Source organism: Psychrobacter sp. AOP7-A1-24, from assembly GCF_052376235.1.
In the GTDB taxonomy this organism is placed as follows: Bacteria; Pseudomonadota; Gammaproteobacteria; order Pseudomonadales; family Moraxellaceae; genus Psychrobacter.
The window spans coordinates 1-19,482 of sequence record NZ_JBQSVM010000006.1; the positions used below are offsets into that span (position 1 = coordinate 1).

A 19,482-nucleotide genomic window follows, 5' to 3' on the forward strand; every position below is an offset into this window, starting at 1 on the left:
ATACTAAAAACTACCGACACTTATTATTAGGAGTAGCTTATGTCTCAAGACAGCAACACTCAAGATCAAAACGTTGACACTAACATCGAAATCACCCCTGAAATGCAGGCATTCTATCAACGTGCTGACGCTATCATCGGTATCGCAAATAGCCAGCTAGGCCCTGAAGCACATTCAGGCCAAGTTGGTGCTTCTTTATTATATGCTGCAGCACGCTACAGCGCGTCAGTTGCCTCTATCGGTTTTGTCAAAGGTGATGATTTCGCCAAAGAAAAAGACGATATCGTTGAGTTTTATGTGAAGCAATATCGTCAAATGCTGAGCGATAATTTAACGGATTATGCTCAAAACTTTGATAAGTACGTGCAGCTAAATCAAGACGACAAACCAGCTGAATAAGCAATTTTTGTCAGTCTAGATACCTTTGATTTAGACATACTGTCGTAAAATCGGTATTTGAAGGCAGCAAAAAAACCCCAAGCTTAATTGAGCTTGGGGTTTTTTTGTATGAGGCGTAAGTAGATAGCCACTGATAAATGAGCTACTATAACTAACTAAACGTTTCACATCATTAAGCAAATCCATCAGCGATAACAGGACGCTATCGAATACTACTAATAAGGATATTTTTTATGAAACAAACTCTATCCAATCGCCGATTTTCCGTACCTAATCCGTCTTTGTTCAAACCATCATTACTTATACTGACTTTAGCTTTAGTATTGACTGGCTGTAGCTCTATATCTGATATCAGCACGTCTGATCAAACACCTAATCCATCTAACCCTGATATCAATCAGCCAGTTGAAGATACGCTTACTCAATGTCCGCCTGCTAACCCTGACAATAATATCTGTACGGCACAATATGAACCCGTCTGCGTGAAAACGGAAGTTGGATCAGTGATAAGCTACCGAACGGCTAGTAATGCCTGCTCAGCCTGCAATATTCCTGAGGCTATTGGTTATGTAAAAGGCGAATGCAATTAATCTATAAAGCGGTTATATCGAAGGCTACGGTATTGAAAGCTGCTGTATTAAAATGTTTTTTATTAAAAATATTGAACATCCATAAAAATACCCAGCCTATGACAAGCTGGGTATTTTTGTAGCTAGAAAATAAACTTTAAAGCTTAAGCCTCTTTCTCAAGTGCTGGTGGGCCTTTTAGCAACTCTTCGTCACGGAACTCATTGGCCGAGTTATGCTCTGCCGACTCTTCTGTGGTAAACCATTGCTGATTGCGATACAGTATCAAGCGGTCTCGACTAAGACCACGCAATAGAGAGTACATCATCACGACAATCACAATAGCAAAAGGAAATCCTGAGACAATCGATGCCGCTTGCAATGCGCTCAATCCACCTGCTGCCAATAATACAGCAGCGATAACACCTTCAGAACCTGCCCAAAATAAGCGCTGGATCTTTGGCGGATTGGTATCACCACCTGATGTCAGCATATCGATGACAAAACTGGCTGAATCTGACGAGGTAACAAACCATAGGACAATCATCACCACGATGAGCAAGTTGACCGCACCCGTTAATGGATAAGATTCCATCAATTTAAATATAGCGCTACCTGTATCAGCTTTGACCGCTTCGATCAGACCTGGACTAGCAATATTGGGATCCGCTGCTGCCATCAGTTCCATATTTACCGCAGAACCACCAAAAGCAGTAAACCATAAAAATAAAATTGTGACAGGAATGAACAACACTCCTAATATGAACTCACGAATGGTGCGTCCTCGAGAGATACGGGCAATAAATACCCCAACGAATGGTGACCAGCTGATCCACCATGCCCAATAAAATATCGTCCAAGAGGACTGCCAGTTTTCTTCACCCTTATAAGACTCTGTCCAAAGACCTAATGGCACAATTTGATGTAAATAATTGCCAATATTCTCTATCACACTATTAAAGATAAATTGGGTTTGCCCAAAGATAATCACAAAACTTAGTAATATTATAGTGAATAATATATTAATATCACTTAGGCGCTTGATACCTTTATCAAGTCCCACAAACAGGGACAACCCTGCTAACATCGTGATAATACCTATCAAGATAATTTGCACCGTAATACTATTAGGGATACCAAATAAGGTCTCAAGACCTGAGTTAATCTGTAGGACGCCAAGACCTAACGTGGTCACTACCCCAAACATCGTACCGAATACCGCTAATATATCTACCGTATGACCCCACCCGCCATAGATCTTTTTACCCAACATTGGATACAAGGTTGAGCGTATCGCCAGTGGTAAGCCTACCCGGTAATGGAAGTATGCCAGTGATAACGCGACCATGCCATAAAGCCCCCAAACATGAAAACAGTAATGAAGGAATGAGATGTTCATCGCTTGTTTTGCAGCAGCAACGGTTTCTGGTTCTCCTAATGGCGGTGCCATAAAGTGATACAGTGGCTCAGCGGTACCCCAATAGAGCAGACCAATACCAATACCAGCCGAAAACAACATACCAACCCAAGAAATAAGATTGTACGCAGGTCTTTCGTTTTGATGACCAAGCCTGATATCGCCATACCGGCTAAATATCATATAAATACTCATAGCCAATGTTAAGTTGACCACGACGATAAAGAACCAGCCAAAGCGCAAAGAAACAAATGCTTTTGCTTGATTGAATACTATCTCTGCTTGCTCGTTGAATAATGCGCCAAAGATAATAAAAGCAAGTATCAATATTGCTGACGTCAAAAATACAGGTTTACTTACCCGCGGAAAAGGGCCTACTCGGCCAACTTTTACATGATCCATAGGTATTCCCTAAAAAAAGTGCGTAACCATACCAAGGTATGAGCCAATTATCAAATATAACACCTTGTAAATACTGCCGAATGTATAGAAATGGTAGTAACATTTTGGTAATAATTTTCAACAATCTGTATTTGTCTTGAATAAATTTAAATATATGCTCCAAATAAAGAAGCCCCAATTTAAAAATAAATTGGGGCTTCTTCTATTAAAAGCTAAACCAGATGTCTTACTCTTAACTGCTTTTTAGTCACCTTTAACAATCTTAGGTGGTCCTTTTAACAGATGCTCATCGACAAATTCGTTCGCTGAATTATGGTCTGCCGATTCATCTGTGATAAAGCGTTGTTGCGCACGGTATAAAATCAAACGATCACGGCTTAAACCACGTAATAACGCATACATCATAACAAAGACTACTAAGGCAAACGGTAGTCCCGCTACGATAGCCGCCGCCTGTAGGGCAGACAGTCCACCGGCCGCTAGCAAGATAGCAGAGATAACACCTTCTGTTGTTGCCCAAAACAAACGCTGGATTTTTGGTGGGTTGGTATCGCCACCAGCAGTCAACATATCAATGACAAAGCTAGCAGAATCTGACGAAGTCACGAACCATAGCATAATCATGACGACAATCATTAGCGTGATTGGTTTTGCCAATGGATAGTACTCGACCAGTTTAAAGATAGCACTACCAGTATCCGCTTGTACTGCTTCAACCAATCCTGGGCTAACACCTGACACAGCAGAAGCAAGCTCCATGTGAATAGCAACGCCGCCAAAGGTTGTAAACCAGAAGAACAAAATTAGCATTGGAATCAGTAGTACACCAAGCGTAAACTCACGAATCGTACGACCACGAGAGATACGAGCGATAAAGATACCAACAAATGGTGCCCAGCTAACCCACCATGCCCAGTAAAATATCGTCCAACCACTCTGCCAATCTGTTTCGCTATAAGCCTCACCCCATGTACCTAGAGGTACAATCACAGTCAGATAGTTGCCGATGTTTTCGATAAAGCTATCAAAGATAAAGAGCGTTGGTCCTAAGATAACCATAAATGCTAACAAGACAATAGTGAAACCAATATTGATATCACTAAGGCGCTTAATACCTTTATCCAAACCCATTAAGACTGAAGCTGCCGCTAGCGCTGTGATGAAAGCAATCAAACCAAACTGTACCATTAAGCTGTTAGGTGTGCCAAACAGCTTCTCAAGCCCAGCATTAATCTGCATGACCCCAAGACCAAGTGAAGTTACCACCCCGAACATAGTGCCAAACACGGCTAAAATGTCGACTGTATGTCCCCATTTACCGTAGATTTTCTTACCAAGTAAAGGGTATAAGGTTGAGCGTATAGATAACGGTAAGCCTCGACGGAAATGAAAATACGCAAGAGACAATGCTACAACTGTATAAATTGCCCAAGCATGAAGCCCCCAGTGCATAAACGAGATGTTCATTGCCTGTTTTGCAGCTTCAACACTCTCTGCTTCGCCAAGTGGTGGAGCCATGAAGTGATATAATGGCTCCGCTGTACCCCAATAAACCAGTCCAATCCCTATACCGGCAGAAAATAGCATGCCAATCCACGAGAATAAACTATACTGCGGCGTCTCAGTTTGAGCACCTAAACGAATATCGCCATAACGACTCATGGCCAAATAGATACAAAGTGCGAGCGCGACATTGACTAAGATAATAAATAGCCAACCGAACTTATCGGTAATAAAACCTTGTAAAAAGCTAAAAAGTGCCCCTGCTGTTTCGGTGAAAAGTGCACCAAAAATAATAAAGCCAATAATCAGCAGTGACGATGTAATAAACACAGGTTTACTCACCCGTGGAAAAGGTCCTAATCTGCCTACTTTTACTTCTTCCATGTGCAATTCTCAAAATTCAAGGAACATTACCTTAACAAAATAGGCCTTAACTATCAATCTATTACAAAATAAAACTTGATAAAACTATCAATTTACTCTAGAAGAATTAAACAGTTTTATTATAATAATTAAAGACACATCTACATAAATATGTCATCAATTCGATGTTATTTGGGTAATAATCTGAGTAATTGTGCATCATTACCGTCTTCAAGTGTCCACACTTGTCCGTCTACTGCTAACACACTGCGTACGCGCTCACCCATGTCATAGCGATAACGTTCAGCGGCGGTATTGTCTTCGCTTATGTCTACTACGACAAGTGCTTTAGATGATAGGCCACTGATAAGCGCATTGCCTTGCCAGCTAGAAAAGTCATTGTGATCACCAGCCGCATAGATGCTCATAGCAGATGGTGATATGACAGGCGTCCAAGTGATTTTAGGTGCCGCAAACTCCGGCTTTGTGTCATGGTCAGGGATATCTAAACCTGAATAATTGCGTCCATTGGATACGACTGGCCAGCCGTAGTTATTGCCCTTTTCAATCATATTGAACTCATCACCGCCTTTTGGACCCATCTCATTCACCCAAAGCTGTCCACTATCGTCAAACGCCATACCAAGCACATTGCGATGTCCGACGGTCCAAAACTGTTTGGCTATCTCATTGTCAGTAAATGGATTGTCTGTTGGGATAGATCCATCAGCATTTAGACGTATGACTTTACCTAGATTACCGCTCATATCTTGTGCTGGCGTTTTTTCTTGACGCTCACCTGAGCTGATATATAGATAGCGTCCATCGGGTGAAAATAGTAAACGATGACTATAATGTCCCTGCCCTGTAACTTTCGGAGACTGTTGCCAGATAGGCGTTATGTTCTGCAACGTGGGTGTGGCTGACTCCAACCCTGAGAGTGTCGCTTTGACAACTTTAGCACCAAATTTGTTGCTATCATCTCCCGTTCCTGCTTCCGCATAGCTAAGATAGACAGTATTAGAAGTCGCAAAATCTGGTGACACAATAATGTCTCCCAAGCCGCCTTGACCGCCATAAGCCACTTCAGGAACACCTTTGACTTCTGTCTTGTTACCTGTCGCTGTATCTACGATGAATAGCTCACCTGTTTTCTGTGTTATCAGTAGTTTCGATTCTTCGCTATCAGTACTGGGTAACGCTGTCATAGCCCAAGGCTCATCAAAGGTTGCAACTGCTTTAGTCGTAAAGTCAGGCTTGCTAGTGTCTGTCTGGGCGTCTGTGACTGAACCCTCTTGATAGCCTGTGGCAGTACTTTTGTTATTGCTAGAATTCACTGCTGAAGGATTGGAGCAAGCGGATGTGCTAAACAGCAACGCTGCAATGATTATCGGTGAAGTTAAGGGTGCGCTTATACGTTCGATACTGATTATCATCGTTCTATTTCTCCATTCAGTTTATAGTGATACTACTAGCTATTCATTTAGTTATAGCATACTCATAGCTTTCAAACGGTAAAAAAACCGTAACACAAAGTACGCTACTTTAATAAAAAACCCCTTACCTACATCTGTAGATAAAGGGTTGAAATTAATAGTAACGTTAGATCATAAAGAGTAAAAAACTTGATTGATTAGCTCATTCTCAGCTTATCAAAAGTTAGCTTGTCATCTGCGCCTACATCGACTTTGATGATATCACCAGCGACAAAATCACCTGCCAATATCTTCAATGACAATGGGTTTTCGATCTCTTGTTGAATGGCACGTTTGAGTGGACGCGCGCCATAGACAGGGTCATAACCTACGGCAACCAATTTGCTCATCGCATCTGCTGACAGCTCAATATCCATCTCACGCTCTTGGATACGCTGGCGTAAGCGATCCAATTGTATATCCGCAATACCCGCCATCTGCGACATACCAAGTGGATGGAAGACGACGATTTCATCAATACGATTGACAAACTCAGGACGGAAATGCTGCCCAACAGAGTCCATTACTTCTGCCTTAATATCATCATAGCTTTCACCAACCATCTCTTGAATCTTATGCGAACCCAAGTTACTGGTCATAATAATCACAGTGTTTTTGAAATCTACTACTCGACCTTGCGAATCCGTTAAACGACCATCGTCCAATACTTGCAGTAAGATATTGAACACATCAGGATGCGCCTTTTCCACTTCGTCGAATAATATGACACTATATGGCTTGCGGCGTACCGCTTCAGTCAATGTACCACCTTCTTCGTAGCCCACGTATCCTGGAGGTGCACCGACCAAACGGCTGACACTGTGCTTCTCCATATACTCACTCATGTCGATACGTACAATCGCATCTTCAGAGTCAAACAAGAAGTTTGCTAGTGACTTAGTCAGCTCCGTTTTACCAACGCCAGTAGGCCCCAAAAATAAGAATGAACCAGAAGGACGATTGGGATCAGACAGACCTGCGCGGCTACGACGTACCGCATTGGCCACCGACTGTACCGCTTCGTCTTGACCAATCACACGCTCATGGAGCTTTTCTTCCATTGCGACCATCTTGTCGCGCTCGCCTTGCATCATTTTGCTGACTGGAATACCAGTCGCGGCTGCAACCACCTCTGCGATCTCATTATCTGTGACCTTATTACGTAGCAATTTCACACCGCTACCTTCCACTGTCTGCTCTTTTTGCTCAGCCAAATCAGACTCATGAATACGTCGTTCTAACTGCGGAATGGTTTCGTATTGCAGCTTACTCATGGTCTCGTAGTCGCCTTCGCGGCTGGCTTTGTCATAGGCAATACGGGCTTTATCCAGCTCGTCTTTTAGCTGTTGACTGCCTTTGACCAATGCTTTCTCTGCCTGCCACACTTCATTGAGGTCAGCATATTCTTTTTCTAACTCTGCTATTTGCGCATCCAGTACTTTACGCTCGGCCTGCGCGCCAGCATCCTCTTCATTTTTGAGTACTTCGCGCTGCATTTTTAGCTGAATCAAGCGGCTATCAAGCTTACCTAATGACTCAGGTTTGCTGTCCATTTCCATCCGCAGACGACTGGCCGCTTCGTCAATCAGATCAATCGCCTTGTCGGGTAGTTTACGATCCGTGATATAGCGATGGCTCATGCGCGCTGCAGCGATGATGGCACTGTCTTGAATATCGACGCCATGATGCAGCTCGTAACGCTCTTTTAAGCCGCGTAATATCGCAATGGTATCTTCAACTGTTGGCTCATCGACTAAGACTTTTTGGAAACGACGCTCAAGCGCAGCATCTTTTTCGATGTACTTACGATATTCATCAAGCGTCGTTGCCCCGACACAATGCAGCTCGCCACGTGCTAGCGCAGGTTTTAGCATATTACCCGCATCCATTGCACCGTCTGATTTACCTGCGCCAACCATCGTATGCAGCTCATCGATGAATAAGATAACATTGCCTTCTTGCTTAGCCAAATCGCTCAACACGCCTTTGAGGCGTTCTTCAAACTCACCACGGAATTTTGCCCCTGCGATTAATGCACCTAAATCTAACGACAGCACTTCTTTGCGGCGTAGACCTTCTGGCACATCACCATTGATGATTTTCTGTGCTAAACCTTCAACGATAGCTGTCTTACCCACACCCGGCTCACCGATAAGTACAGGATTGTTTTTGGTACGGCGTGATAGTACCTGAATGGTACGGCGAATCTCTTCGTCACGACCAATGACGGGATCGAGCTTGCCAAGCTCTGCTTGCTCAGTCAGATTAATTGTGTATTTATTGAGTGCATCACGCTGATCTTCTGCGTTTTGGTTGTTGACGGTATCATCGCCGCGCAATTGCTCAATCACCGTTTTTAGTTTGTTAGCTGTTACGCCTGCACTTTCAAATATCTTTTTGGTTTCGCCCTGCTCAGCGAGTGCCAACATCACCCATTCCGTCGCGATAAAATCATCGCCTTCTTTTTGCGCCTGACGATCGGCCAAGTTTAAGATTTTTACCGAGTTCGGGTTTAGGTTGACTTCGCCTGTCGGCTCCGAAATCGTTGCTTGATTATCTAATGCCTTTGCAACGCCATTTTTTAACGCTGGAATTGAAGCATCTGCTTGTTGGCAGATAGACAAATTAGACTCATCTTGTAGCAACACGGCAAGCAAATGCACAGGATCGATGCCTGTATGATCGCGTCCTAATGCTAGGCTTTGTGCTTCTTGAATGGCTGACTGCAGTTTTTGAGTAAATTTCTCAAATCTCATGTCTATATCCTTTTATAATTGGTATTTTCAGTCGTCGCTCTAAACGCTAGCGGCCACTGTTATCTGTCACTTATATAAGGTATATATGCGTTTATTTCAAGACGATTATCAATAAAACCTTACTTAAGACAATGATATTTATTATCAACATTATTTAAAGGAGTTATTAATCTCAACTAACTTCATTTGCAATACAAGCGATGTTGTTTTATTAGAGAGGATACAGTATAGATATTTGTTAAATATGATAGTAAGTTACGTACCTATTTAGCATCGACCTAATCCGACTATGCTACTCTACAATTTCAATAGGAGTGCCAATCGTCACGGCTTCCATAATAGTATCCATCTCATCATTGGTAACTGCAATACAACCATCTGTCCAATCACGCTGCTGGTTCAGCCAACCCAAATGTCCAAAGCCATTCATTTGTCCATGAATCATGATATCGCCACCTGGGCTGACACCCAATGACTTCGCTCGCGCCTTATCTTCAGTATTCGGATAACTAATATGGATAGAACGATGCGCAATAGAGTTCTCGTTTTTATAATCTAATGTATAAACACCAACTGGTGTACGCTGATCGCCCTCTTGCTGCTTATGACCAGCCGGGCTATCTCCAAGCGCAATACGATATGACCGTATAACTTTGCCATGGCTCATGAGCTGCAATACACGGTCTGATTTATCGACGAAGACTCGATCAATCACTATAGAAGGAGGAATTGGAGTTTTGTTTGCTGATGTGGTTTTGACATAAGCGATAGCACTGGTGCTCACAAATGCAGCAAGGCTAAGACTGATGAATGTAAGCAAACTGTAGGTACGCGGCTTATCTAGCTGATGAGGTTTTTTGCAAAAGAATGACACGAAACTTGATCCTTATTATTAACGCTCAAAAACGATTAATAATACTGTATCAAAGAATCATGCCAATTTTTGTGCAAGAATGATGAAAATTACGTGGACTACACCATACGAATCGCACCGTCTAAGCGAATGACTTCACCATTTAGATAAGCGTTATCAATGATGTGAGTCACCAATTTAGCAAACTCATTGGGAGCGCCTAAACGTTTAGGGTATGGCACACCTGCCTCTAGCTGTTCGCGTGCCTTTTCAGGAATGGTATCCATCATTGGTGTGGCAAAAACCCCTGGGGCTATCGTCATGACACGAATACCGTGACGAGCTAACTCACGAGCCAGCGGCAATGTTAGACCGACCACGCCTGCCTTAGACGATGAATAGCTGGCTTGACCTACTTGACCATCAAAGGCTGCAATAGATGCCGTATTGATAATAATACCTTGATCCATGTTATCTTCTTCATTACCTTTTTCTACAGTGCCGTCATTGGCTATACGCTTGGCAATGCTCGCTGCGACCAAACGTGCGACGTTAAATGAGCCGACCAGATTAATATTAACCCCGCGACTGAATGACTCAAGATCTGCTGGATTATTGTCACGGTCTAGCAGCTTCTGTACTACTGCGATACCTGCACAGTTGACTGAACCTTGTAGGCCACCAAAAGCTTCTTCAGCCATCTCAACCGCTGATTGTACTTCATCGCCATTAGTAATATCACAGCGTACAAAGCGTGTACTGTCACCAAGTTCAGCGACTAATGCTTGCCCAGCGTTTTCATTTAGATCAGCAATAACGACATTACCACCTTGATCTACAATCGCACGAGCCACCGACTCACCCAAACCTGATGCACCGCCTGTGACCAAAAAGCTATTTTGTTTAACTTGCATGATTATCCCTTTCAGTTTTTACTTTTCATTAGATACTTTTCTATTGAGTTTATAAACGCTTTACCAATTCATTTACGCAGCAGACAGACTACGCAGCAAAAAGCGTTGAATCTTGCCACTTGGCGTTTTTGGTAATTCTGTCACAAACTCGACCTCACGCGGATAAGCATGAGTTGATAGACGTTTGCGTACCAGCTCTTGGATATCTTTAGCAATCTGCTCACTACCTTCGATACCGTCTTTTAGCACCACATAAGACTTGATAGTGTGACCGCGCACTTCATCTGGCACGCCTACTGCCGCAGACTCTGCAACGGCCTCATGCTCTAATACAGTGTTTTCGACATCAGTGGGACCTACGCGGTAACCTGCAGTAATGATGATGTCATCATCACGCCCTGAAAACCAGTAACTACCGTCACTATGACGTTCAACCACGTCGCCTGTCAGATAGTAGTCATCTACAAAGGCTTGTTTTTCATTCCAGCTATAACCACGGAAGTAAAACGCAGGTGACTGACTGACGACCACTGCTAGCTGTCCTTGCTCACCATCTGGTAGTACATTCATATCATCATCTAGCACAACTAGGGTATGGCCTGGTAGCGCCATACCCATCGAGCCAACAGGACAATCATGCGCCAATGCATGATGGGCACAGCAAGTCATGCCAGTCTCTGTTTGCCCATATTGATCTTTTACCTGACAAGCTAAGTACGTCTCGACCCAGTTGACCACCTCGGTATTCAGCGTCTCCCCTGCCGAGTTAGCACAGCGAAGAGACAGTTTAGCATTTGCGTCGTTATGAGCGTCCTCAAAAACGCCGCTAGATTTCATCATTCGAAATGCCGTTGGTGAAGATGCCAAATTGGTAATCTTGTGACGTACCATGAAATCACGGGTATTGGTCGCATCAAATCCTGCTTCATTAAAATAAGTGGTGACGCCTAATAGTAGCGGCCCTGTAATGGCATAGTACAAACCATATGCCCAGCCTGGATCCGCCATGTTCCAATACTGATCATCTTCGCGTAGATCGATGGCATAACGCATATATAAATAGAAAGCAGGTAACGCGGCTAATGGAACGCTAACGCCTTTTGATTTACCAACCGTACCTGAGGTAAACATTTGCAAAAACGACGCATCCGTATCGAGCTTGACAGGCTCTATCGTTTGCGGCTGTGCTGCCATGGACTGAGTATAATGGTCATCGCCCCATGTCTGAGCGTCATCAGTACTGCCAACCAATACCATCTTGGTTTGTGCGGCTAAGTCTTCAAACTTACTGCGGTTTTCTAGATTGGTGAAAACAACTTTGGTATCGGCTTTGTCCATACGGTATTTGATTGAGTCATAGCCAAAAGCAGTAAATAGTGGCTGATATACAGCTCCGATACGCCATGTTGCTAATACGACGGTGAGCAGCTCAGGTGTACGCGGTAACATAGTTGCTACTTTGTCTCCTGCTTTTACGCCATACGACTGTAATAAGTTAGCGACCTGCGCGCTTGCTTTATCAAGCTCACCAAAGCTCATGCGCGTTATATTACCTGCGGTATCTTCATGTACTAACGCAGAATTGTCAGCGCGGCCATCACGTACATGACGACCACAGCAAGCCATATAAGCATTTAAGCGATCATCCACATGCTCGCCAAATATTTCTGACAGCAGTGTATTCATTTCAAAATGATTATAGTAATCGATATAGTTTTTTGGTGTGACAGTAGTCTCTGTATCAATATTCGTCGGGGTTTGAGTGGTAGTGTTCATAAGCTAATCCTTTAGCAATAGCAGGTAACTGGTAAAATGGTATTTATGATTGAAAAACGGTCACATCCTATAGACCATTTCATAGGTTCGTATTTATCATGCTCTATTAGTAACGCATTTTTATAATTATTTCAATACATAACGTATCATTTTTATTTTACAAGAATAGAGATACCCTATAACTATTTATCATTAATTCACTATAAACCAATACAAACATCTACAACGACCAATGCCTGATAGCAAGTTTTCAATTTGTTGTTAAAGAGTCAGTACTCTACTATTGCTATATATGTAACCTCACATCTAAACATCAGCCCTTAAGAATCCTAATAACGCTTTCTCTTCACAGCTTTGGTATTGTTTGGTTCGTCCACGGCGTGCTTGTTTGTAAGTCTCAAAAAACTGCCCTGCTAAAAAACGCTCAATGATAATAGGATGAATATAAGAGGCACGGCATACGGTTGGTGTATTACCCAGCTCTGCTGCCACACTTTTTACCATATCAGTGACTAATTGCTGTCGCTCAGCACTTTCTGATGTACTTGTTAATATGCTGGCGCCTGCAGACGTTTGTAGCTCGTCATATAGGTAGCTTGCCGCAAGCACACTTGCCATCCACGTGCGAAAATCCTTTGCACTGTATAGCTTGCTCTCACAATCCATGCCGCACGTATGCATTCGCAAGTAGTCGTTGATGTCGCTACTGTCAACGACTTGTTTGTGCCCGTTGTCATCTAAATATTTGAATATCTGATAACCTGGCAGCTCGGAGCAGGCTTGTACGATGTCAATCAATCGCTCGTCTTGCAGCTCGATATGATGGTCTTTTGCACTCTTTCCAACGAAATCAAATGCCAGTCCATTGTCGGTTTCACTGACATGCTTGCTGCGTAGCGTACTCAGACCATAGCTTTTATTGAGCTTGGCATAACGGCTATTACCCACACGGATTAATGTGGTCTCTAACAACTTAACGACGGCAGCAAGCACATTGGTGCGTGACAATGACTCTGCTTCTAAATCTGCCTCGACTTGCACACGCAGATTGGGCAGCGCCTCTGCAAATCCAATCATCGCATCAAACTTTGCTTGGTCGCGGATATTGTTCCATGACGGATGATACAGATACTGCTTACGTGACTTTTCGTCTCGTCCTGTCGATTGCAAATGACCTCTTTCATCTTGGCATATCCATACTTCTGACCACATGGGTGGTATCACCAATGCATCAAAGCGCTGACGTAATGCTTTGTCTTTTACCGTGTTGCCCGTTGCATCACGATAAGTAAAGCCACGACCCCAACGTCTGCGCTCGTAACCTGGCTCATCATCACTTACATAACGCAAATTGGCTCGGCGCGCGAGATGTTCATAATCATGACGCACGTCTTTGGTAGTTGTCTGCTGGTTTGCCTTTATTGTTGCCTTTGTCATAAACCTATATACCTTTAAGAACTTATGGTTTTAGCATAATTAATGACGGTAGTTTTTGCTGTTTGCTTGGCGCAGAAAATGTGTAAGGCTGTGTAAAATAAAGCGGATGTCAGGGTACTTAATTATGGAGTTTTAGGGCATAATTCAGTAATTATCAAAACTTAAGTTGAATAAAAAATAATGAATAACACTTCTATCAAAACAGCACCACTCTCTAAAACCGACTATGACCTTTGGTTGGTATTATGGCAAGACTATTTAAGCTTTTATGAGACTGCCTTACCCCTTAGCGTCGTAGAGACAACATGGCGTAATATTTTAGATGATAACGTGGCAATTTATGGATTTGGCGCGTGGAAGGATGATATGTTCGTAGGATTTACACATGTGGTGCTGCACCCCAATACCTGGAACACTACTGACTGTTGCTATTTAGAAGATCTATACGTGAGTGAAAATGTGCGCGGTCAAGGCGTTGGACGTGCATTAATCGAACAGGTTTATGCTTTTGCCAATGAGAAAGACTGCAACCGCGTCTATTGGGTAACGCAAGAAGATAATACATCTGCACGTAAGCTATACGACGACATTGCCAGCTTGACCGATATGGTGCAATACCGTAAGAAACTATAAATCGTACTTGTTTGTTTTATCTTTTGAGGTCAGCTCGAGAATACAATACACAAAAAAAACGCTAAGCATTTTATGCTTAGCGTTAATTGTTCTAATACTGATATATCTTAACAATCGTTATTTACCATATACACATAGATAAGCAGTTTCGACCTCTACTTTTACTTGAAACTTTTGATTGGCTTCAACGGTGAACTGCTCGCCAGCGTTAAACGTTTGCCACTCATCACTCTCTGGTAGACTGACAGTCAATGCACCGCTCACCACACTCATGGTTTCAAATTCACTGGTACCAAACTCATACTCACCAATTTCCATGACGCCGACGGTCGCAGGCTTAGTCGCTGTTTGAAAGGCAATAGAAGTTACTTTGTCATCAAAATAATTATTAACGCTTGGCATAATTTTCCTTAATTAAATATTGGTTACTATTTTAAAACGGCTGCTTACAACCCTGCTTTTAGACTCGCTTCAATAAACTGATCGAGGTCACCATCTAGCACGGCACCCGTGTTGAAGGTTTCAACGCCCGTGCGTAAGTCCTTGATACGTGAGTCATCAAGCACGTACGAGCGGATTTGACTGCCCCAGCCGACATCAGACTTTCCGTCTTCGACCGCTTGCTGCGATTCCATACGTTTTTGCATCTCAAGCTCATAGAGCTTAGCACGCAGCATTTTCATCGCCGTGGCTTTGTTACCATGTTGACTACGCTCATTCTGACATGTCACTACCACGCCCGATGGCTCATGGGTAATACGTACCGCAGAATCTGTCGTATTTACATGCTGACCACCCGCGCCCGATGAACGATAAGTATCGATACGCAAATCAGCTGGATTGATATCAATCTCTACATTATCATCAATCTCAGGCGAGACAAACACCGCAGCAAACGACGTATGACGTCCGTTATTACTATCAAATGGTGACTTACGTACCAAACGGTGGACACCAATCTCAGTGCGTAACCAACCAAACGCATAGTCACCTTTGATCTCAATGGTTGCCGACTTAATGCCAGCGACACTACCTGATGACACTTCAATCACGTCGACCTTAAAGCCGTGTGCTTCTGCCCAGCGTGTGTACATGCGTAGCAGCATCTCAGCCCAATCTTGCGCTTCAGTACCACCGCTACCTGACTGAATATCTAGGTAGCAGTTGTTTGGATCCATCTCACCGCTAAACATTCGGCGGAATTCTAAATCAGCAACGCGTTGCTCTGCGCTATCTAACTCGCTCTGCACGTCAGCTAGCAATGACTCATCTTCTGCTTCAACTGCCAACTCTAGCATAGCAGACGCATCTTCTAATGTGGTTTCAAGAGAAACCACCACATCGATGACACCATCAAGATGACTTTTTTCTTTATTAATCTTGGTTGCGCGCTCTGGATCGTTCCATAGCTCGGGGTTTTCTAATTCTAAATTGACTTCTTCTAAGCGTTCTTGCTTACCATCGAAGTCAAAGATACCTCCGCAAGTCCTGCCCACGCTCTGATAAGTCTTTAATCTGTTCTTGATACGGATTAATTTCCATGAATATTCCTGTTTTCTAATAAAAATAAATAACGAATACTGCGCTATTTTAAATGAGATTGAGCATAAATGAGTGACTAATTGTCACTAATGTCAATGTTGCTACTCTTACTAGATTGGAAAGCTTGTTAGATTGACCAATCTTCTACGGCCCAGCGATGTGCCAAGGCGTGCGCATGTAACGCTTCATCGGGTGACACACAGATCGCTACATCAGCCCATTCTAGTAGCGGAATATCATTTTTAGAGTCTGAATACGCGTATGTTTTTTCAAACGTAGTGCCACAGGCTTGCTGTTTACTCAGCCATTTGTCTAGATGATATATCTTGCCCGCCTGAAAATTTGGCTTATCGATGAGCTTGCCTGTATAGCGATTGTCTTTGATCTCGAGTGGCGTCGCTAACACATTGGCAGCTTCAATACCAAAACGCTTAGCAATGGCAGATACCACAAAATCATTGGTCGCAGAAATAATCACCACGTCATGACCTTGCTCAATGTGTTGACACAGTGCTTCCATCGCTTTTGGGCGAATATGTGGCTCGATTTCGCTTTTGATATAGTCTTCTCTTAGCTCATCAAGTCTATCAAGTGGCAGACTGCTTAAAAACTGCGCGACGAATTCATTGTACTCTGTCGCGTCTAGCGTACCTTCGATATAGTCATTATAAAATTTCTGATTGGCAGTACGGTATTGTGCCTCATCGACAAGGTCATGCTTTACGATATACTCACCCCAGAGATAATCGCTATCGACATCAAGTAATGTATGATCTAAATCAAATAATGCCAGTTGTTTTTGTGCTTGATTTGCCTGCATGGTGAGACCTTATCGTTGGTTGCGAAAAAATATGAATTGTTTAATAAAATTGGATACAGTTATCTACTAGGGCTGGGCTGAGCGCAGCTCTTAAACAGCACAGCAATTAAATATTGCTCACACCTTGTAATATACCCATTTGGAATTGCTTCAATTATTTACCTTTAGTCAGGCATCGCTATTTCTGTCAAGCCTGTTTTGAATTTCTGGCAACGCTCAGCATAATGTAGCGCTGACATTTTTAGCATGGCAGCTTGCTCATCTGTCAGTGTCTTGACTACTTTTGCAGGTGCGCCCATCACTAGCGAGTTATCTGGAATAACCTGACCTTCAGTAATTAGTGCTTTTGCCCCTATCAGGCAGTTTTTACCTATTTTGGCATTATTGAGCACCACAGCACCTATACCAATTAAGCTGTTATCACCGATTTCGCAGCCATGTAACATAGCCAGATGACCGATAGTCACGTAATTACCAATAGTCACTTTGATACCTGCATCAGTGTGAATCACGCTGTTTTCTTGCACATTACTATAGTCGCCGATATGGATACGATCGTTGTCACCGCGTATCACTGCACCGAACCAAATATTGGCTTGATGGCCTAAATATACATCGCCAATCACTTGCGCTGAATCTGCCACCCAACCGTTGAACGGTGCGGCAAACTCAGGGGTTTTGTCTAAATACTGATAAATCATAACGACTCCTTGTTTTAATCAATCCTATAGAGATTAGATATATTGTTAAACGTGCTTTGCCTATTGTTTAACTACTATTATGACCAGCTTTGATTTGGCTTTTTGGTATCCAAGCTACCTTGAATCGACCATGTATTCATTATAGTTATAAAAACTGGGTCTAGCGCTGTGCTGTCCATTGTGGCAAAGCCAACTGCGAAAATCCAGCGCTATTGATATACGCTTGATATTGAATTTTATAAAAGGGAAAGTAGCTTATATTTGCTTAGGCTATTTCTATAAGGTCACTATCTTTATAAAGTCCTCATTATTAGCCACGAAATGACTATTAATCCAGTGAGTCGGCTAGCTATAAACGTCTATTTTGTATATAATACGCAAAATCTGTGCCTAAGCGAGCGGACATGATGCAAGTTACCTATTCACTATCTAGTGGGTTTTGTAGTTTCCATCAATAATGTCTTCTCGCTTTTTTGTGGAAAATTTTTGTGTATCGACCTTTTTTTTACTTTTATATGACAACAGTCAAATGCCGTAAATAAAGGGATACGGAGCAATTTTAGACCAACAAAACATGATGGCACTCACCAATAACAGCGGAGGCAATCCTTGAATTCATCGGCAGAAATACAAGCAATTTTGGCACTAGCAGACGGTACAATTTTTCGCGGTGTGAGTATCGGCAGCTTAGGTCATCGTATTGGTGAAGTGGTATTTAACACAGCTATGACAGGGTATCAAGAAATCCTAACCGATCCTAGTTATGCCCGCCAGCTGGTGACTTTGACTTATCCTCACATCGGTAATACAGGCACCAACAGCGAGGACACAGAATCTGGCAACGGTCACAAAGTATGGGCAGACGGTCTTATTATCCGTGACGCCACCATGGCAACCTCTAACTTCCGTAATTCTGAATCACTCAGCGACTACTTACAGCGTAACGATACAGTAGCTATCGCTGAAATTGATACGCGTCAGCTGACTCGCCTATTACGTGATAAAGGCGCTCAAAACGGTTGTATCATGACCGCTTCGAATGGTGAGACTATCAGTAGCGACGACGAGCAAAAAGCGATTGAGCTGGCACAAGGATTTGCTGGTCTAAAAGGCATGGACTTAGCAAAAGAATGCTGCACGACCGAAAACTTTGAATGGACAGCAGGTACATGGGATTTGTCAGACACCCTACTCAACCGTGACATCCCTGGTAGTCATGATAGCGGGACTGGCGGCTTCTTTAAGCAACTCGGCACTCACATTGACTCTAAGTACAACGTCGTCGCTTATGACTTCGGTAGTAAAACAAATATCCTACGCATGCTCGTCGACCGCGGTTGTCACGTAACTGTCGTGCCAGCGCAGACTCCTATCGCAGACGTGCTAGCATTGAACCCAGATGGCATCTTCTTATCAAACGGCCCTGGCGATCCTGCAGCCTGTGATTACGCAATCGATGCGGTACGTCACATCATTGAACAAACTGACGTACCAACCTTTGGTATCTGCTTAGGCCATCAGCTGATTGGTCTGGCTAGCGGTGCAAATACTATCAAAATGAAAACTGGCCATCATGGTGCTAACCATCCCGTACAGGATTTGGCGACTGGCACGGTGATGATTACCAGTCAAAACCATGGTTTTGCGGTTGATGAAAACACGCTACCTGACAACGTCAAATCGACTCATCGCTCATTATTCGATGGTACTAACCAAGGTATCGAGCTGACCAATAAGCCAGTATTTAGCTTCCAAGGTCACCCAGAAGCCAGCCCTGGTCCACATGACTGCGCGCCATTGTTTGATAAATTTGCCGATATAATGGAACAGTCTAAAACTGCCCAAGCGTAAACGGTCGATTATAATTACATAATAAGTAAAAGCTTGAATCGCACATAGCGGTTCAAGCGGCCTTAAGTAAAGT

At 43.1% G+C, this 19,482-nt stretch carries 16 protein-coding genes; 4 read left to right on the forward strand and 12 right to left on the reverse strand.

The window, feature by feature from the left end; genetic code table 11:
• Positions 1–39 precede the first annotated feature (39 nt).
• Complete coding sequence (locus tag ACT3QQ_RS03440) at positions 40–399, forward strand: DUF3144 domain-containing protein (protein ID WP_444521822.1); 360 nt, start codon at positions 40–42, stop codon at positions 397–399.
• Positions 400–632: 233 nt separating this feature from the next.
• The gene (locus ACT3QQ_RS03445; RefSeq protein ID WP_444526925.1) at positions 633–989 is read left to right on the forward strand and encodes a hypothetical protein; all 357 of its coding nucleotides are present in this window, start codon (positions 633–635) and stop codon (positions 987–989) included.
• A gap of 143 nt (positions 990–1,132) precedes the next feature.
• Here ACT3QQ_RS03445 and ACT3QQ_RS03450 read toward each other — a convergent pair whose 3' ends face one another.
• The 8 genes from ACT3QQ_RS03450 to ACT3QQ_RS03485 all read right to left on the reverse strand — a co-directional run bounded on the left by ACT3QQ_RS03450 (position 1,133) and on the right by ACT3QQ_RS03485 (position 13,862).
• Entirely contained in the window at positions 1,133–2,785 is a 1,653-nt protein-coding gene (locus tag ACT3QQ_RS03450; RefSeq protein WP_444526926.1) for a BCCT family transporter, read from the reverse strand.
• A 243-nt stretch (positions 2,786–3,028) separates the two neighbouring features.
• Entirely contained in the window at positions 3,029–4,672 is a 1,644-nt protein-coding gene (locus ACT3QQ_RS03455; protein ID WP_444523490.1) for a BCCT family transporter, read from the reverse strand.
• Positions 4,673–4,839: 167 nt separating this feature from the next.
• Positions 4,840–6,087, reverse strand: a complete 1,248-nt coding sequence (locus ACT3QQ_RS03460) for a PQQ-dependent sugar dehydrogenase (RefSeq protein WP_444526927.1) — start codon at positions 6,085–6,087, stop codon at positions 4,840–4,842.
• A gap of 197 nt (positions 6,088–6,284) precedes the next feature.
• Complete coding sequence (clpB, locus tag ACT3QQ_RS03465; RefSeq protein ID WP_444526928.1) at positions 6,285–8,882, reverse strand: ATP-dependent chaperone ClpB; 2,598 nt, start codon at positions 8,880–8,882, stop codon at positions 6,285–6,287.
• A gap of 292 nt (positions 8,883–9,174) precedes the next feature.
• On the reverse strand, positions 9,175–9,756 hold the full coding sequence (locus tag ACT3QQ_RS03470; protein ID WP_444526929.1) for a L,D-transpeptidase family protein: 582 nt from the start codon (positions 9,754–9,756) through the stop codon (positions 9,175–9,177).
• Positions 9,757–9,854: 98 nt separating this feature from the next.
• Positions 9,855–10,649 (reverse strand): SDR family NAD(P)-dependent oxidoreductase, encoded by a 795-nt coding sequence (locus ACT3QQ_RS03475; RefSeq protein WP_444526930.1) that lies wholly within the window; start codon positions 10,647–10,649, stop codon positions 9,855–9,857.
• 72 nt (positions 10,650–10,721) lie between these two features.
• A complete protein-coding gene (locus ACT3QQ_RS03480) occupies positions 10,722–12,425 on the reverse strand; it encodes an AMP-binding protein (RefSeq protein WP_444526931.1) in 1,704 nt (567 codons plus the stop codon).
• 306 nt (positions 12,426–12,731) lie between these two features.
• The gene (locus ACT3QQ_RS03485; protein WP_444526932.1) at positions 12,732–13,862 is read right to left on the reverse strand and encodes a DNA topoisomerase IB; all 1,131 of its coding nucleotides are present in this window, start codon (positions 13,860–13,862) and stop codon (positions 12,732–12,734) included.
• Between the two features lie 180 nt (positions 13,863–14,042).
• Here ACT3QQ_RS03485 and ACT3QQ_RS03490 point away from each other — a divergent pair, with 180 nt between their 5' ends.
• Entirely contained in the window at positions 14,043–14,495 is a 453-nt protein-coding gene (locus tag ACT3QQ_RS03490; RefSeq protein WP_444526933.1) for a GNAT family N-acetyltransferase, read from the forward strand.
• Between the two features lie 117 nt (positions 14,496–14,612).
• Here ACT3QQ_RS03490 and ppnP read toward each other — a convergent pair whose 3' ends face one another.
• From ppnP to ACT3QQ_RS03510, 4 genes are all read right to left on the reverse strand, one after another.
• Positions 14,613–14,897: a pyrimidine/purine nucleoside phosphorylase gene (gene ppnP, locus ACT3QQ_RS03495; protein WP_444526934.1), complete on the reverse strand. Its 285-nt coding sequence runs from the start codon at positions 14,895–14,897 to the stop codon at positions 14,613–14,615.
• 44 nt (positions 14,898–14,941) lie between these two features.
• Positions 14,942–16,037 (reverse strand): peptide chain release factor 2 gene (gene prfB / locus ACT3QQ_RS03500; RefSeq protein WP_444523499.1). Its coding sequence is split into 2 segments (ribosomal slippage): positions 14,942–15,964 and positions 15,966–16,037, totalling 1,095 coding nucleotides; the frame shifts between segments, so codons are not numbered across the junction.
• Between the two features lie 127 nt (positions 16,038–16,164).
• A complete protein-coding gene (locus ACT3QQ_RS03505; RefSeq protein WP_444526935.1) occupies positions 16,165–16,857 on the reverse strand; it encodes an HAD family hydrolase in 693 nt (230 codons plus the stop codon).
• 164 nt (positions 16,858–17,021) lie between these two features.
• Positions 17,022–17,558 carry a gamma carbonic anhydrase family protein gene (locus tag ACT3QQ_RS03510; protein WP_444526936.1) on the reverse strand — a complete coding sequence of 179 codons (537 nt, stop codon included), beginning with the start codon at positions 17,556–17,558 and terminating at the stop codon, positions 17,022–17,024.
• A 609-nt stretch (positions 17,559–18,167) separates the two neighbouring features.
• Between ACT3QQ_RS03510 and carA the strand changes: the two genes are divergently transcribed.
• Positions 18,168–19,409, forward strand: coding sequence for a glutamine-hydrolyzing carbamoyl-phosphate synthase small subunit (gene carA / locus ACT3QQ_RS03515; protein WP_444526937.1), 1,242 nt, complete (start codon positions 18,168–18,170; stop codon positions 19,407–19,409).
• Positions 19,410–19,482: the final 73 nt, after the last annotated feature.

What these genes read in the sequence shown, in the direction of transcription:
- ACT3QQ_RS03440 (WP_444521822.1), top strand. Translation starts at nt 40, where the DNA reads ATGTCTCAAGACAGCAACACTCAAGATCAAAACGTTGACACTAACATC.
- ACT3QQ_RS03445 (WP_444526925.1), top strand. Translation starts at nt 633, where the DNA reads ATGAAACAAACTCTATCCAATCGCCGATTTTCCGTACCTAATCCGTCT.
- ACT3QQ_RS03450 (WP_444526926.1), bottom strand. Translation starts at nt 2,785, where the DNA reads ATGGATCATGTAAAAGTTGGCCGAGTAGGCCCTTTTCCGCGGGTAAGT.
- ACT3QQ_RS03455 (WP_444523490.1), bottom strand. Translation starts at nt 4,672, where the DNA reads ATGGAAGAAGTAAAAGTAGGCAGATTAGGACCTTTTCCACGGGTGAGT.
- ACT3QQ_RS03460 (WP_444526927.1), bottom strand. Translation starts at nt 6,087, where the DNA reads ATGATAATCAGTATCGAACGTATAAGCGCACCCTTAACTTCACCGATA.
- clpB (WP_444526928.1), bottom strand. Translation starts at nt 8,882, where the DNA reads ATGAGATTTGAGAAATTTACTCAAAAACTGCAGTCAGCCATTCAAGAA.
- ACT3QQ_RS03475 (WP_444526930.1), bottom strand. Translation starts at nt 10,649, where the DNA reads ATGCAAGTTAAACAAAATAGCTTTTTGGTCACAGGCGGTGCATCAGGT.
- ACT3QQ_RS03480 (WP_444526931.1), bottom strand. Translation starts at nt 12,425, where the DNA reads ATGAACACTACCACTCAAACCCCGACGAATATTGATACAGAGACTACT.
- ACT3QQ_RS03485 (WP_444526932.1), bottom strand. Translation starts at nt 13,862, where the DNA reads ATGACAAAGGCAACAATAAAGGCAAACCAGCAGACAACTACCAAAGAC.
- ACT3QQ_RS03490 (WP_444526933.1), top strand. Translation starts at nt 14,043, where the DNA reads ATGAATAACACTTCTATCAAAACAGCACCACTCTCTAAAACCGACTAT.
- ppnP (WP_444526934.1), bottom strand. Translation starts at nt 14,897, where the DNA reads ATGCCAAGCGTTAATAATTATTTTGATGACAAAGTAACTTCTATTGCC.
- ACT3QQ_RS03505 (WP_444526935.1), bottom strand. Translation starts at nt 16,857, where the DNA reads ATGCAGGCAAATCAAGCACAAAAACAACTGGCATTATTTGATTTAGAT.
- ACT3QQ_RS03510 (WP_444526936.1), bottom strand. Translation starts at nt 17,558, where the DNA reads ATGATTTATCAGTATTTAGACAAAACCCCTGAGTTTGCCGCACCGTTC.